This is a genomic window from Halostagnicola sp. A56 (assembly GCF_000691505.1).
GTDB lineage: Archaea > Halobacteriota > Halobacteria > Halobacteriales > Natrialbaceae > Halostagnicola.
This window is the reverse complement of record NZ_JMIP02000017.1, coordinates 41,116-54,206: the sequence shown is the minus strand read 5'-3', so window position 1 is coordinate 54,206 and position 13,091 is coordinate 41,116. Positions and strand designations below refer to the sequence as shown.

13 protein-coding genes are annotated in these 13,091 nt (G+C 64.1%); 4 read left to right on the top strand and 9 right to left on the bottom strand.

Annotation, left to right across the window (positions count from 1 at the left end):
• The first annotated feature begins 269 nt into the window (after positions 1 to 269).
• A complete protein-coding gene (locus EL22_RS07420) occupies positions 270 to 1,463 on the top strand; it encodes a redox-regulated ATPase YchF (protein WP_050050906.1) in 1,194 nt (397 codons plus the stop codon).
• Between the two features lie 78 nt (positions 1,464 to 1,541).
• On the opposite strand, the gene EL22_RS07415 is transcribed toward EL22_RS07420, so the two are convergent.
• The gene (locus tag EL22_RS07415; protein WP_050050905.1) at positions 1,542 to 1,766 is read right to left on the bottom strand and encodes a hypothetical protein; all 225 of its coding nucleotides are present in this window, start codon (positions 1,764 to 1,766) and stop codon (positions 1,542 to 1,544) included.
• Positions 1,767 to 1,948: 182 nt separating this feature from the next.
• Between EL22_RS07415 and EL22_RS07410 the strand changes: the two genes are divergently transcribed.
• Positions 1,949 to 2,602: a hypothetical protein gene (locus EL22_RS07410; RefSeq protein ID WP_050050904.1), complete on the top strand. Its 654-nt coding sequence runs from the start codon at positions 1,949 to 1,951 to the stop codon at positions 2,600 to 2,602.
• 127 nt (positions 2,603 to 2,729) lie between these two features.
• Here EL22_RS07410 and EL22_RS07405 read toward each other — a convergent pair whose 3' ends face one another.
• The 4 genes from EL22_RS07405 to EL22_RS07390 all read right to left on the bottom strand — a co-directional run bounded on the left by EL22_RS07405 (position 2,730) and on the right by EL22_RS07390 (position 6,767).
• On the bottom strand, positions 2,730 to 4,613 hold the full coding sequence (locus tag EL22_RS07405; RefSeq protein WP_050050903.1) for a carbon starvation protein A: 1,884 nt from the start codon (positions 4,611 to 4,613) through the stop codon (positions 2,730 to 2,732).
• Positions 4,614 to 4,761: 148 nt separating this feature from the next.
• Positions 4,762 to 5,724, bottom strand: coding sequence for a TRC40/GET3/ArsA family transport-energizing ATPase (locus tag EL22_RS07400; protein WP_050050902.1), 963 nt, complete (start codon positions 5,722 to 5,724; stop codon positions 4,762 to 4,764).
• A complete protein-coding gene (locus EL22_RS07395) occupies positions 5,724 to 6,020 on the bottom strand; it encodes a hypothetical protein (protein WP_050050901.1) in 297 nt (98 codons plus the stop codon). Before EL22_RS07395 ends, EL22_RS07400 begins: the two co-directional genes overlap by 1 nt.
• Positions 6,021 to 6,110: 90 nt before the next feature.
• Positions 6,111 to 6,767 (bottom strand): helix-turn-helix domain-containing protein, encoded by a 657-nt coding sequence (locus EL22_RS07390; protein WP_050050900.1) that lies wholly within the window; start codon positions 6,765 to 6,767, stop codon positions 6,111 to 6,113.
• Between the two features lie 138 nt (positions 6,768 to 6,905).
• Between EL22_RS07390 and EL22_RS07385 the strand changes: the two genes are divergently transcribed.
• Together EL22_RS07385 and EL22_RS07380 are read left to right on the top strand one after the other, a co-directional pair.
• Positions 6,906 to 7,124: a DUF2892 domain-containing protein gene (locus EL22_RS07385; RefSeq protein WP_050051252.1), complete on the top strand. Its 219-nt coding sequence runs from the start codon at positions 6,906 to 6,908 to the stop codon at positions 7,122 to 7,124.
• A 26-nt stretch (positions 7,125 to 7,150) separates the two neighbouring features.
• Complete coding sequence (locus EL22_RS07380) at positions 7,151 to 7,360, top strand: hypothetical protein (RefSeq protein WP_156184072.1); 210 nt, start codon at positions 7,151 to 7,153, stop codon at positions 7,358 to 7,360.
• Between the two features lie 72 nt (positions 7,361 to 7,432).
• Here the strand turns inward: EL22_RS07380 and gdhB are convergent, their stop codons facing one another.
• The 4 genes from gdhB to EL22_RS07365 form a co-directional block, all read right to left on the bottom strand.
• Positions 7,433 to 8,722: a glutamate dehydrogenase GdhB gene (gdhB, locus tag EL22_RS07375; protein WP_050050898.1), complete on the bottom strand. Its 1,290-nt coding sequence runs from the start codon at positions 8,720 to 8,722 to the stop codon at positions 7,433 to 7,435.
• Between the two features lie 3 nt (positions 8,723 to 8,725).
• Positions 8,726 to 8,866, bottom strand: a complete 141-nt coding sequence (locus tag EL22_RS17100; protein WP_139231136.1) for a rubrerythrin-like domain-containing protein — start codon at positions 8,864 to 8,866, stop codon at positions 8,726 to 8,728.
• 109 nt (positions 8,867 to 8,975) lie between these two features.
• Positions 8,976 to 12,023: a bacterio-opsin activator domain-containing protein gene (locus EL22_RS07370; protein WP_050050897.1), complete on the bottom strand. Its 3,048-nt coding sequence runs from the start codon at positions 12,021 to 12,023 to the stop codon at positions 8,976 to 8,978.
• Between the two features lie 99 nt (positions 12,024 to 12,122).
• Positions 12,123 to 12,977, bottom strand: coding sequence for a YihY/virulence factor BrkB family protein (locus EL22_RS07365; protein ID WP_050050896.1), 855 nt, complete (start codon positions 12,975 to 12,977; stop codon positions 12,123 to 12,125).
• Positions 12,978 to 13,091: the final 114 nt, after the last annotated feature.

Sequence of the window (13,091 nt, the reverse complement as noted above, 5' to 3'; positions counted from 1 at the left end):
AGAGATCGACAAAGTGTCGTCGATATTCCTTGATTCGCTGTTTTTCGAACGATCGCCACTCTCACACCATCGGTTTCGAAACCGAACATGTTGCACACGAATATGTGAAGGAATACTAATTAGTTCTTCTGCATAACCCATTATGGTAAAAATTATTCCACTAGTGGTTACGGCGGTCGGACCGCCACACGAGTGCTGTGGTACGCCGTAGCGTCGCACGACGACGACGGACAGAAACCCGTTTAGGTGCCGCCTGCCCACAACGGGCAATGAGTTATCGAATCGGACTCGTCGGCAAACCCTCCGTCGGCAAGTCCTCCTTTTTCAACGCCGCGACGATGAACGACGTGCCCGAAGGGGCCTACCCGTTCACGACCATCGATCCCAGCGTGGGCGAGGCCTACGCCCGCGTCGAGTGTGCAGCGCCCGAGTTCGACGAGGCGTGTACGCCGTCGGTTGGGTACTGCGACCACGGCACCCGCTTCGTCCCGACCAAACTCGTCGACGTCGCCGGGCTGATCCCCGGCGCACACGAGGGCGCGGGACTGGGCAATCAGTTCCTCACCGATCTCAACGAGACCGACGTGCTCGTCCACGTCGTCGACTTCTCGGGCGAAACCGACCTCGAGGGAGAACCCACCGAAGGCCACGACCCCCGCGACGACATCGCCTTCTTAGAGGAGGAACTCGACCAGTGGTATCTCGGCATTTTGGAGAAGGGCATCGAGCGCTACGCCTCCGGTTACACGACTGAAGACGACGCCATCGAGGAGGAACTCGCCGAGCAGATGAGCGCGTTCAAGACCAACGAAGACGAGATCAAACGCCTCATTCGGCGAGTCGACGTCGGTTTCGACCCCGAGGAGTGGGACGACGAGGACGAACTCGAGTTGGCCCGCGAGATCCGCAAGGAGACCAAGCCGATGGTGATCGCGGCGAACAAGATGGACACGCCCGAGGCGCAGGAAAACTACGAGGAGATCACGGCGGATCCCGACTACGAGCACCTGACGATCGTTCCTTGCAGCGCCCACGCCGAGAAGGCGCTCAAATCCGCCGACAAAGCCGGCGTCGTCGACTACCGACCGGGCGACGAAGACTTCGAAATTACGGGCGACGTGTCCGGATCGCAGGAGGACGGCTTAGAACAGATCCGGGACTTTCTCTCCGAGTACGGCGCGACGGGCGTCCAGGCCGCCCTCGAGACGGCGCTGTTCGACGTGCTCGGCGTGATTCCGGTCTTCCCCGGCGGCGCGAACGGGCTCGGCAACGAACGCGGCGAAGTGTTGCCCGACTGTTACCTGATCGATCCCGACTCGACCGCCGAGGACTTTGCCTACAGTCTCCACTCGGACATCGGCGACGGCTTCCTCTACGCGACGGATTGCCGGACGAACCGCCAGTTGGGCAAAGACTACGAGGTCGAGCCTCGAGACGTCATCGAAGTCACGACGACGAACTGATCGTTCCACAGCCGTCGAAACCGTTCGATCGCCTCGTCGAGAGACTCGAGGCGTGTGACTCGCTGTCCGTAGAAGCCGTTACCGGCGCCAGATCGCGCGCTGGGCCGCGTCGTTTAACTGACTCGAGAGGCCGGCAATCCAGCCGTCCGGCGACAGGACCTTCAACTCACGTTCGTCGACTTCGATATGGTTCTGCCCGTACGGTTCGCGCTCGGCCCGCTCGTCGTCCGCCCGATCACCGTTCGCGACGTCGACCGCTACCGACATCGAACAGCGGCCGCACGCTTCGCGGTCCGTAGCCATGATCTATCGTTTGCGATAGGATCGCACGGGGCTTAAGTCCTGTCGACACGCGAGGGTCGCGGTCGGCGACGGTGTCGACGGACTTTTGCACGTGTCGTGCCATCGGGGCGCATGGAGTACCCACGAGCCGAAATGGCCGGTCTCGGCCGACAATCACCTCGAGGATCGACCCGGTGACCGACATGAGTGACGGTACCCACACCCCCGACGAAACCGATTCGGTCACGTCCGCGGCCGGCGATACCGCGACCGAGTCGACAGCCGACGCCCTCGCGGACGTCCCCGACTGGGACGACGAGTACGTCGACCGAGTGAGCGACCGACTGTTTCACAACTACGACCTCGAGAGAGACTACGCCGTCGAGGGTGAGCGATTCACGCTCTACGGCCGAATGCAGTTGGTGAACAAGAAGCACTTCCTCCACCCCGCGCTCTCGCTCGCCGAGCACGAGTCGACCGAACACCTGTTCGTCAGGCGCGTCGACGCCGTCGACGATCGAACGCTCGATCGGTTCGTCGACCTCGGCGAGCGGCTGGCCGACGACTGGATCGACCCCGACGAGGAACACTTCTCGACGGAGTTCACGTTCGTCGCGGTCGCACCCTCGATCCCCGACGCAATCTCCGAGCGCGTGGCGGGCTTCGACGGGCGGACGCTGTTGAAGTACGGCTTCCACGGCCACTACGAGATCAATCTCGCGGTCGTCGCACCCGCCGACGAGGATCTGGTCGCGAGCGAGAACGCCGACGTCGCGAGCGCCTTCCGGCTCTGGGACCCGATCGAGACGGACGACCCAGGGTTACTCGGACTGCTTTCGCGGCGGCTACAGCTATAGCCCGACTCCTCGACGCCGACGCGTCACTCGAGGAAACCGAAATGAAACGGCCACGCGGTCTACGCATCCGGGCTCGAGTCGGCGAAAAACGAGTTCCGCGATCGAAAACCGTGACGGCGAGTCGCGATCAGTCGTCGTCCGAACTGACGTCGGCCGCGACCCCATCGCCTGTTCTCCGGGCTGACTGCATGTTGTCGTAGCCGATCTTGAACAGCGACAGCGCCAATCCGACGAGGACGGCGACGATTACGAGCTGCACGACTGCCGACGCCTGCCCGAGCAGGGCCGTCTCCGCGTCGGCGGTTATGCCGAGCAGTCGTCCGCCGAGGATCTGGTAGAGCCCGACCCACCCGAGGCCGATAATCGTGATGAACCCCATCAGCGCCATCGGACCGCCGGTGGAGAGCAACTGTTTGGACTCGTCCCAGTTCGCGAGCCAGACGGTTCCGGCCAGAAGCGCCAGCGATGCGAGCAACTGGTTCGCACCGCCGAACAGCGTCCAGAGGTCCTCCCACCGACCGCTGGCGAGCAGGAAGAACGCGACGACTCCGATGATCGACGTGTTGACGTAGCGGTTCGCCGCGTACTCCTCAACGGTCGTCTCGGGCGTCCCGACGATCTCCTCTAACATGTATCGGCCCAGTCGAACGGCCGTGTCCATGCTCGTCAGCAGGAAGCTCGCGAGCACGAGCGCCATGAACGGCGCGGCGTAATCGAACGGGATCCCGAGTGTGGTGAGGATCGCGCCGCCGCCGGTCGCGAAGTTAGGCAGCGCGAGGCCGATGCCGCCGTCATCGGCCGGAATCGCGACGATCGTCACCGCACAGAGCGCGACCGCCGCCAGCAGGCCCTCGGCGAGCATCCCGCCGTAGCCGATCAGTTTCGCGTCGGTCTCCTTGTTCAATTGCTTGGCCGTCGTTCCCGACGAGACCAGCGCGTGGAACCCGCTGATCGTCCCGCAGGCGATCGTCAGGAACAGCAGGGGAAACAGCGGCATGATCGGAATGAGCCCCTCTGCTGCGAGCGGACCACCCTGTCCGAGGAAGCCGTACCACGCCCCCGTCACGATCTCGAGCGAGATCTGGGCGTCGGTTTCGGGATTGACCGCACCGCCGCTGGTCCCCGTGATGAACGTTCCGACGACGACCGCGAGCAGGCTCCCGCCGACCCCCGCGTACAGGAGGAACGAAGAGAGGTAGTCCCGCGGTTGCAATAGCATCCACACCGGAAGGATGCTGGCCGCTGCTCCGTAGAGGAGCATCACGAGCACCCACGCACCGATGTTCGCGCTCTCGAGCAACACCGGGAAGAACGACGCCGAATCGAGTAACACGGTCGTGCCCTCGGGATACGCGCTCCCCTCGGCGGCCGGAACGATCGCCAGCGGATACTGGATGCCGATCCAGACCGACGCGAAGACGCCGGCGACGAAGACGACCGTCCCGAGCGAGAACGGGAGGTTCAGCTGGTAGAGCCAAACACCGAAGACGAACGCGAGGGTCACGTAAAGGAGACTCGCGGTCGCCGCCGATGGGAACGCGTTCAGTACGACCCCGATGACGAGCGCGAACACCGCCACGACGAGGATCGTCAACAGGAACGCGAACCACAGCAACATGTTCTTGCCGCGTTCCCCGACGTACTCGCCGATGATGTAGCCGATCGACTTCCCCTCGTGTCGAAGGCTGCTCGTCAACGAGACGAAATCATGGACCGCCCCCAGTAGCGGATTGCCGATAGCGACCCACAGCACGGCCGGGATCCATCCCCAGACCAGCGCGGCCGTGATCGGGCCGACGACGGGCGCGCCGCCCGCGATACTCGAGTAGTGATGCCCCAGTAGCACCGGCTTCTTCGCCGGCACGTACTCCTGTCCGTCTTGGTACTTGTGTGCCGGCGTCTCCCGACTGTCGTCTAACCCCACGAACTGCGAGAGATACCGTCCGTACGCGACGTACGAGACAGAAAACGTCACCAACACTAGTGCCACGATCCAAATGACCCCTGCCATACGTATCTACCACCCTGGTTATTGTATATGTACATAAATCATGGGGAATGGTAACAACGGATTTCCGGTCACAAGGACCCGCTACGAGAACAGACACCAACCGAAGCTAAATCGCCGTGAACGGTCGGGCGGTCGATTCGAAAGCCGCTCACGCCGAGGGGGTAGTGTCAATCTCGAGCGCTTTCCCCACCCGCGCGAGCCTCTCGCCCCTGATCTCCTCGACCGCCGTCTCGATCTCGGCGACGATCGGCGGCGAGAGCACTTGAGCGGCCGTCTCGAGTCGTTCGCGTTCCGTCTCGACCCGATCGCGGAGATAGCGGGCACCCCGTCCCTCCTCGTCCGGGTCGGGTTCGGGCGTGAGCCTGTTCGCAACGAGACCACGAACCTCGAGGCCCTGCTCGGCGAGGTCATCGATCGCGCGTTCGGTCTCCCGAATCGAGAGCGAGTCGGGGTTGAACACGAGGAAAAACGCCGCCTCGTTTCGGAGCATCTCGCCGGCGGCCTCGAAGAACTCCTTGCGATCCTGTAAGTGCGCGAGGACGGGATCGCCCTCCATCACGCGGCGGGGTTCCTGATTCCCGATCGCGGCCTTCTCGAAGAGGTCGATGCTCTTGCGGCGTTTGGCTATCAGTCGGTCGATCCAGCCCTCGAGGTAGTCCGGCAGCGAGAGCAGTCGCAGGGTCCCGCCGGTGGGCGAGGTGTCGAAGACGACACGGTCGAACGGGTCGCTGTTTTGCATGACGTCGACGAACCGGTCGAACAGCGCCGCCTCGTACGCGCCGGGCGTCCCGTGGGCCATCTCGATCTGTCTGTCGACGGCGTTGACCATGGCCGCCGAAACCTGCTGGGAGAGGTTTCGTTTGACATCCGCGAGATGGTCTGACACCTCCGCCTGGGGGTCGATCTCGAGTGCGTGGAGTTGATCGACGCCGTCGACCAGCCGGGGTTCGTCGCCGAACTCCTGATCGAAGAGGTCTCCGACCGAATGAGCTGGGTCCGTCGACACGACTAGCGTCTCGAGGCCGGCGGTCGCGCACCTGTGGGCGTACGCCGCCGAGACCGTGGTCTTTCCGACACCTCCTTTTCCCCCGAAGAAGACGTATCGCTCCATCAGAAGTGATACTGCCGGCCTTTCCGCTCGACGAGCGAGCCGCGATCCCACAGCCGTCGCTCCCACGCTTCGAACTCGTCCTCGAGGTACGGCAGGAGTTCGGCCGTGTAGTACGAGACCGGCGATGGGACGCCGAAGGCGTCGGGGAAACACGACAGCATGAACTCGTCCTCGAGATCCTCGGCTTCGCTCTCGATCTTCTCGTAGGCGGGGTGGGAGAACAGTCCGTGTGAGAGTCCCCGGAGCCACTCCTCGAGCGTCGCTCGAAAGCGGGCGATGCGATCGGCGAGAGTCATTACCACTCATGCTCGAGTGCGAACGCAAAAAGCTGTCGCGTCGCAAAGCGGGGTCCGACGGGACTCCTTCGCTCGCGATGATCGAAACGGTCAGACGTCGAACACGCCGGTTATCACCTTCGATTCAGCCTTTCGAAGGTGCTCTGCCGCGGTCGACGGTGCGCAGTTCAGTTCGCGAGCGATCTCGTCGCTGGTCGCTCCGCGCGGCGTATCGTAGTAACCGAGGTCGATAGCCGTCCGAACGGCTTCTCGTTGCCGATCAGACAGTCGGTCGACGACGCCGTCGGCCGCGACCCGTTTCCCGCCGATCGATTCGATGTCCACACGAACGTCATCCGGCAGTCCGTCGATCGCAGCCTGGATGTCGGACCGTCTGCCCACCGCAGTGAACGTGTAACTCTCCCCGACGTTCCACTCCGCCGGCGGGATCGTCATCAGGCTGCCGCGCTTGAAGTTCTCCCAGAGCGCTCGAGCGTCGGGCGTTCCGGCTCCCGTCACGAAACAGTAGCTCTCGCGCTCGGTTACCGGGAGCAGTTCGTACTCATTGATGGCGGAATCTGCCCGTAGAAGCTCCTCGAATCGAGGAACGTCGCCGCGAACTCGCAGCAAAAACGACGCCGTGGGCGCGACGATGTTCCAGTTGATGACCTGCACCCGCTCAACGATATCGCGTTCGCTCGTCGCCCGTTCGTAGGTCAGGGGCAACTCGAGGTCTCGCGTGTGAATCGTCACTCGAACGCGTTTCATACACCGATACTCGATCGGACGCGGCCAAAAGAATTGGTTCGACCCGCGCCCTGCTCGAGTCCCGGTTCGCGCACTCTTATAAACCCAGTAGAAATGTGCGGCTATACGAATTCCATCCAGCGGCGCGTACCACTGGTCGTGCACCGAAATATCGACACCGTTGATCGGACGATCCGAGGCGTACTGGGTATCTGGTTACTCGTGACGGGGATCGCGGCGCTTAGAGACGAGCAACCGACGAAAGCCGCGACGCTCGGCACCGCTGGCGTCGGATTGGTGGTGAATTGGTACACCGGGTTCTGTGGAGGAAACGCGCTTTTCGGTATCGATACGTCGATGGGTGAGTCACGCGAATGAACGGACGAACGAAGCCTGAAGCTCGAATGATACGAGACGGTCGAAAGATCGATCTCCTGCTCGTGTACGGCTGTATATTCGCTTCGATCATCGCCATCCCCGCGTTCCTTCAGTATCTGTTCTTGTTTCGGGGAATCGAATACACTGAAACGGGGTTTCTGGCCGTCGGAACGCTCGCGATGCTCCCGGGCCTTCTCATGGGCACTACAGCGCTGTGGGTCACAGCGCGGGGGTGAGAACTCGTCCCCGCAACGACCCTTTTACTCGAGTTCGAGAGTCGAGATACTATATCAGCGATTCTCCCACGATTAGGGCCAGAGGCCGCGCACTTCGTGTGCCTCCGCGATCCGCGACAGTGCGACGATGTAGGCGCCGTCACGCCAGCTCACGTCTCGAGACTCGACCTCCGATCGAACCGCGTTCCAGGCGGTCACCATCTCGGCCTCGAGTTCGGCGGTGACCTCCTCTAAGCTCCAGGCTCGGCGGTTGATGTCCTGCAGCCACTCGAAGTAACTCACCGTCACGCCGCCCGCGTTCGCGAGAATGTCGGGGACGACCGGAACGCCCCGCTCTTCGAGGATGGCGGCCGCGGCGAAGGTCGTCGGGCCGTTCGCGCCCTCGATAACCAGATCCGCCCGGATATCGTCGGCGTTGTCCTCCGTGATGACGTTGCCGATCGCCGCGGGAACGAGCACGTCGACGTCTAGCTCGAGCAGTTCCTCGTTCGGGATGACGTCGTCTGCGTTGCGGGTCACCGCTTCGGGCTCCTCGTCGTGGGCCGGAATCGACGCGACGTCGATGCCGTCCGGTTCGTAGATCGCGCCGTTGACGTCGCTGATGGCGACGACGGTCGCGCCCCACTCCTCGAGCTTGCGGGCGGCGTTCGCGCCGACGCTGCCGAAGCCCTGGACGGCGACCGTCGTCTCCTCGAGGGACATGTCGTAGTACTCGCAGGTCTCGCGCGTAACGATGGCGACGCTGTGGCCGGGCGCTTCCTCGCGACCGTAGCTTCCGCCGACGGAGGGCGGTTTGCCGGTGACGACGCCGGGAATGGTCTCGCCCTGTTGCATACTGTAGGCGTCCATGATCCAGGCCATCGCCTGCGAGTCCGTTCCCATGTCGGGGGCCGGAATGTCTCTGGTCGGGCCGATCACGTCGCGGATCTCCTGTGTGAATCGCCGTGTCAACCGCTCGCGCTCGGCCTCGCTCAACGATTTGGGATCGACGACGACGCCGCCTTTAGCACCGCCGAAGGGAATGTCCATCACGGCGCACTTCCAGGTCATCCACATCGAGAGCCCCACGCACTCGTCTCGAGTCACCTCGGGATGGAATCGCAGGCCACCCTTGTACGGCCCGCGAACGCTATCATGCTGGGCGCGAAAGCCGGTGAAGACATCGACGCTGCCGTCGTCTCGCTCGACCGGAACGGTGACCTCCGTGACCTTCGCGGGGTGGTCTAACCGCTCGAGGACGTTATCGCTGATCTCGATCTGGGACCCGGCGCGGGCGAGTTGCCGTCTGGCCGTCTCGAGGGCCGTCTCCGGTTCGTTCGAAGCGTCCGCTCGAGGCGGCGCGGACGAGACGTTCCCGGACATGAATTACTCGACCGGAATCTCTCGATTCCGCATGTCGGCACCGCACTCCGGGCAGTCGATCGGGGACGTCGCTTGCGTCACCGCTCCGCAGGCAAAGCACTCGTATGTCGATTCCTCGTCGGGGTTTGTCGTGACGTCTTTCATGGGTATCACTGCCGAATCGGCGACGCGGCGCTCGTCGGCACTTCAGTGTAATAGGGATATTAGGAAAGACGTATTCGTTATATTACTAGCACAACCCGCGACCCGGGGTTCAGTATTCAACCCCGGGTGCGTCAGTTGCCGGAAAACCGATCTCTTCGAAGAGCACCGAGAACAGTTTTCGCTGGACGGTTCGGTTGTGGCCGTAGAACGCGGCCGGCGAAATGTCGAGCGAGGCAGCGATATCTTCGCCCGTCTGTTCCCGAGGCGACTCGAAGAACCCACCGTGGTAGGCCACGCGAACGACCTCGAGCTGTCGGTCGGTCAGCTCCTCGAGAAGTCTGGTCCGCAGGTCGCCGGCCGACGCGCCCTCGACCGGGCGCTTCGAGCGCAGTTCGACCGATTCGAAGCTGTTGGTCACCATTCGCGTCGGGGCCCGCGCGTCGACGGTGTGGGGCACGTCGACGACGATCCGCGTCCCCGCCGGCGTCGCCCGAACGCTCCGGAGAACGACGCCGTGGTCGGCCAGTCGAATCGCGAGAAACGGCGTGGGAAGCTCGAGGAGGAGCGACCCGCCCGACGCCTCCCCGTCGGCGTGAGAGCCGCCGTTCGGGTCCTCGCTGAGGATCTGTACGTCGGCGACCGAAACGAGGCCCTCAGCGACGGTGGCGACGGTTTCGACCGGCGCGCCGTCGACGGACGCGACGACCGAGACGGCAGCGCCGTCTTCGTGTTGCCGAACGCCGCCATCGAATGAGACCGTACAGTCCGCGCGGGTCGCGAGCTGCTGGAACACGAACGTCTCGTCGTCGATCTCGAGGTCCAGACGCGTCCGCGAGGCGGTCAGTAGGGCGTTCTTGCGTTCGACCGCGGCGATCGCCGACGCGATCGTTTCGCCCAGTTCCGCGAAGACGGCCCGGGACGTCTCACCGAACGCCGATGGGCGGCCGGCGTAAACGGTGAGCACGCCGTAGGAGAACTCGTCGTAGGAGAGCGGGACGCTGATCGCCGACTGGTAGTCCTTCGAGAGCGCGCGCTTTCGCCAGGACTCCTCGTGGAGCCCCTCGGCGACGTTCGAGACGACGGTGACGGCGTCGGACCGTGCCGTCTCGATCGCCGGTTCGCCCGGATTGTCGCCGATCGGGCCCGCAACGGCGTCGAGATACCCATGGCCCGCGCCGTCGTGGGCGCGCGCCTCGAGGCTGGTTCCGTCCGGATCCAGCCCGCTGATCCAGGCGAACGAGAAGCGATCGGTTCCCGTGAGTCGGTTACAGACGGCCGCTTCGATCTCTTCGCGGGTTTCGGCTCTGACGATCGCCTGATCGATCTCGCGGATGAACTCGTTGATGCGATTGAGTCGAGTCAACTGCCGATTGCGCTCTTTCAGTTCCCGCTCCTGTTCGTGTAACGCCGATTCGCGCTCGACCCGATCGAGCGCCGCCTCTGCTGTCGTCGCGAGCAGGTCGACCACCTCTCGAGTGACCTCGTCGAACCCGTCCGCCGCCGTCGATCCGGTGAGGAAGACGCCGTTGTTCCCGAGTGGGACGTACGCACCACTTCGAAGATCGGTCTCCGGTTGCGAGAACCGGGCAGACTCGTGGACATCGTCGAAATGCTGCGACTCGCTGTCGTCAAACATCTGCGTCTCGCCGTCGACGAACGCCCGGCCGACGATGGAATCGGTCGTCGCCCGATGCGATGAGAGAGAACCGTGAGCGTGCTCCATCGCCGACGTCGCTGCCGCCGGCCGGATCGTGCTGTCGTCGGTGTCGAACAGGTAGACGCCGTTGGCCTCGAGATCGAGTACGTCCACGGCGTCCTCGACGACGATGTCCGCGATGTCCGCCCGCGACTCCGCGAGCAACAGTCGTCGCGCGGTCCGGTGGAGTGCGGTCAGCGCCTCCTCACGTCGCTTTCGAGCCGTGATGTCGCGGCAGCTATACAGCAGCGTTCCGCCCTGAATCGAAACCTCGCGGACGTTGACCAACAGCGTGTGTTCGTTTCCTTCCCGGTCGGTCGCGGTGCACTCGAGGTTCGTCAGGACGCCCCGTTCTGCGAGTTCTTCGCGGTCGAACAGGTCGGGTCCGAGAAGCTCCTCGATCGAGCCCATCTCGTGGAGTTCGTCGTCCGTGTAGCCGAAGATGAAGTGGACGTTCGGACAGACGTAGGTGAACGATCCCGACTCGTCCGTGATGAGGACCGTGTCGGTCATGTTGTTGAGCGTCACGCGGTGGAGCTCTTCTGACTCCCGTAGCTCCGCTTCGAGTTCGACCCGATCGGTGACGTCGTTGCCTTCGGCGAGTAAGGAGATGACCGAGCCGGACTCGTCGCGAACCGGGCGGAACGTCACCTCGAGCACCCGTCTCGTCTCCGATCGGTCTCCATCGCCGTCCGACGCGGCGGCACACCGACTGGCGAGTTCCCGCCTGACGGGCTCGCCCGACGCTGCTCGCTCGAGGGCCGTCTCGATCGTCGAGCGATCGGCCGGGAGCCACCACGGCGTCGCCTGTAACGGCCGACCGCGAACGTCGGCCTGTGAAGCGTCGATCGCCTCGAGCGCGGCGGTGTTGGCCCGCCGGACGGTTCCCTCGTGATCGAGCTCCCAGACGTACGTCTCCGGGTCGTCGAAGATCGTCCTGAACCGACGGCTGGCCGCCCTGGTGTCGCGATCTGTGCACTCGCGGTCGATCACTCGCTCGAGCGCGGTCGCGAGGTCGTTGCCCGCCCGTTCTCGCGGGACGTACTCGGCGGCCCCGGCGCTGATCGCGTCGCTCGCCAGCCGCTCCGAACCCGAACGCGGCGAGAGGACGACCGGTACCGTCGGTCGGCTGGCGCGGATTCGCTCGAGCAGTTCCAGTCCGGTTCCGTCGGGGAGATCTGCGGCGGTGAGGACGACCTCGAGGCTGTCGGCCGCGGGTGTCGGCTCTGAGTCAGCCGCGGGTTCCGGTTCGGAATCGGCTTCGTCTACCGGCGGTGACGCTGACTCGAGCCGTGCGACCGCGTCGGCGACCGTTTCGGCGCGAGTGACCGAGAGCGACTCGAACGAGGCGTCGACGGACGCGCCTTCGAGCACGCTCTCGAGTGGAGGCGGTTCGTCCGAACCGGTCGTCGACTCGACGACGAGAACGCGGACCTCGTCGCAGCGGACCGAAGGATCCATACGCAACCCGTATGCGCCCGACGGGATAGAACCCACCGATACGGGCGGGACGTGGGCGGACTGCGGGAGACTTCCGTAGGAGACAGCCGCGGGTCGTCGTCAACTCGCGTTCGGGAGGTCCCCTGACAGCGGAACCCAGCCGTCGTCCGCGTCGACGCGGTCTGCGAGCACCGCGTTGAGCACCGCGCCGACGAGCAGACAGAAACCGCCGAAGTAGACCCAGGTCAGGATCAGCAGGATCGCGCCGGCGACGTCGAACAGCGCGACCGTCTCGGCGGTCGAGACGTAGACGCGAAAGCCGACGGCGAGGAGCGACCACGTGACTGCGGCGAAAGCCGTGCCGGGCACGATTTCGCAGATCGAGACGTTCGGCTGCGGGAAGACGTAGTACATCGGCAAGAACAGCACGAACAACAGCCCCGTCAGGACGAGCAGGCTCGCTCCCGTCGCGAGCGGCCCGGTGAATATCAACGACGCGCTGACACCCAGCGCGCCGACGAGCGCGACCGCAACCGCGACGGTCGCGACGAGCAAGACCGTGTAGAGCCCCGTCACGAGCGACGCCGAGCGGGCGGCCTCGAGCGACGACTGCGTTCGCCTCGAGCCGTATACGGCGGTAAACGCACTATTGACGGCCCGAAAGAGGCGAATCGAACTCCAGAAGAAGATACCGGATGCGAGCAGTGCCGCTCGCGTCCGGTTCCCGCCGGCGCTTGTGACCGCGTCGAGATGCTCCCGGTCGATGACCCCCTCGAGTCCCGTCATCGTCTCGAGCGAATCGACGACGGTCTCGAGCGAGTCGACGACGGTGACGGCGACGAGCAGGAGGATGACGAGCGGGACAAGCGCGTTGAACGAGTGGTAGGCCAGACCCGCTGCCGTGACGCCGACTCGTCGTTCGCGCGCGACCGCCGTGATCTCCGCAACGAGGCTTCGAACGTTCGACCAGCTCACAGCCCCGTTTCATCAAAGCTGGTGAAATAATTCTTCTCTCGACGATAACGGCGGACGGAACTGCGAGACGAATCAGCAAGACGAAGCAGCGAGACGAACCAGCAAGACGAAGCA

What these genes read in the sequence shown, in the direction of transcription:
- EL22_RS07420 (WP_050050906.1), top strand. Translation starts at nt 270, where the DNA reads ATGAGTTATCGAATCGGACTCGTCGGCAAACCCTCCGTCGGCAAGTCC.
- EL22_RS07415 (WP_050050905.1), bottom strand. Translation starts at nt 1,766, where the DNA reads ATGGCTACGGACCGCGAAGCGTGCGGCCGCTGTTCGATGTCGGTAGCG.
- EL22_RS07410 (WP_050050904.1), top strand. Translation starts at nt 1,949, where the DNA reads ATGAGTGACGGTACCCACACCCCCGACGAAACCGATTCGGTCACGTCC.
- EL22_RS07405 (WP_050050903.1), bottom strand. Translation starts at nt 4,613, where the DNA reads ATGGCAGGGGTCATTTGGATCGTGGCACTAGTGTTGGTGACGTTTTCT.
- EL22_RS07400 (WP_050050902.1), bottom strand. Translation starts at nt 5,724, where the DNA reads ATGGAGCGATACGTCTTCTTCGGGGGAAAAGGAGGTGTCGGAAAGACC.
- EL22_RS07395 (WP_050050901.1), bottom strand. Translation starts at nt 6,020, where the DNA reads ATGACTCTCGCCGATCGCATCGCCCGCTTTCGAGCGACGCTCGAGGAG.
- EL22_RS07390 (WP_050050900.1), bottom strand. Translation starts at nt 6,767, where the DNA reads ATGAAACGCGTTCGAGTGACGATTCACACGCGAGACCTCGAGTTGCCC.
- EL22_RS07380 (WP_156184072.1), top strand. Translation starts at nt 7,151, where the DNA reads ATGATACGAGACGGTCGAAAGATCGATCTCCTGCTCGTGTACGGCTGT.
- gdhB (WP_050050898.1), bottom strand. Translation starts at nt 8,722, where the DNA reads ATGTCCGGGAACGTCTCGTCCGCGCCGCCTCGAGCGGACGCTTCGAAC.
- EL22_RS17100 (WP_139231136.1), bottom strand. Translation starts at nt 8,866, where the DNA reads ATGAAAGACGTCACGACAAACCCCGACGAGGAATCGACATACGAGTGC.
- EL22_RS07370 (WP_050050897.1), bottom strand. Translation starts at nt 12,023, where the DNA reads ATGGATCCTTCGGTCCGCTGCGACGAGGTCCGCGTTCTCGTCGTCGAG.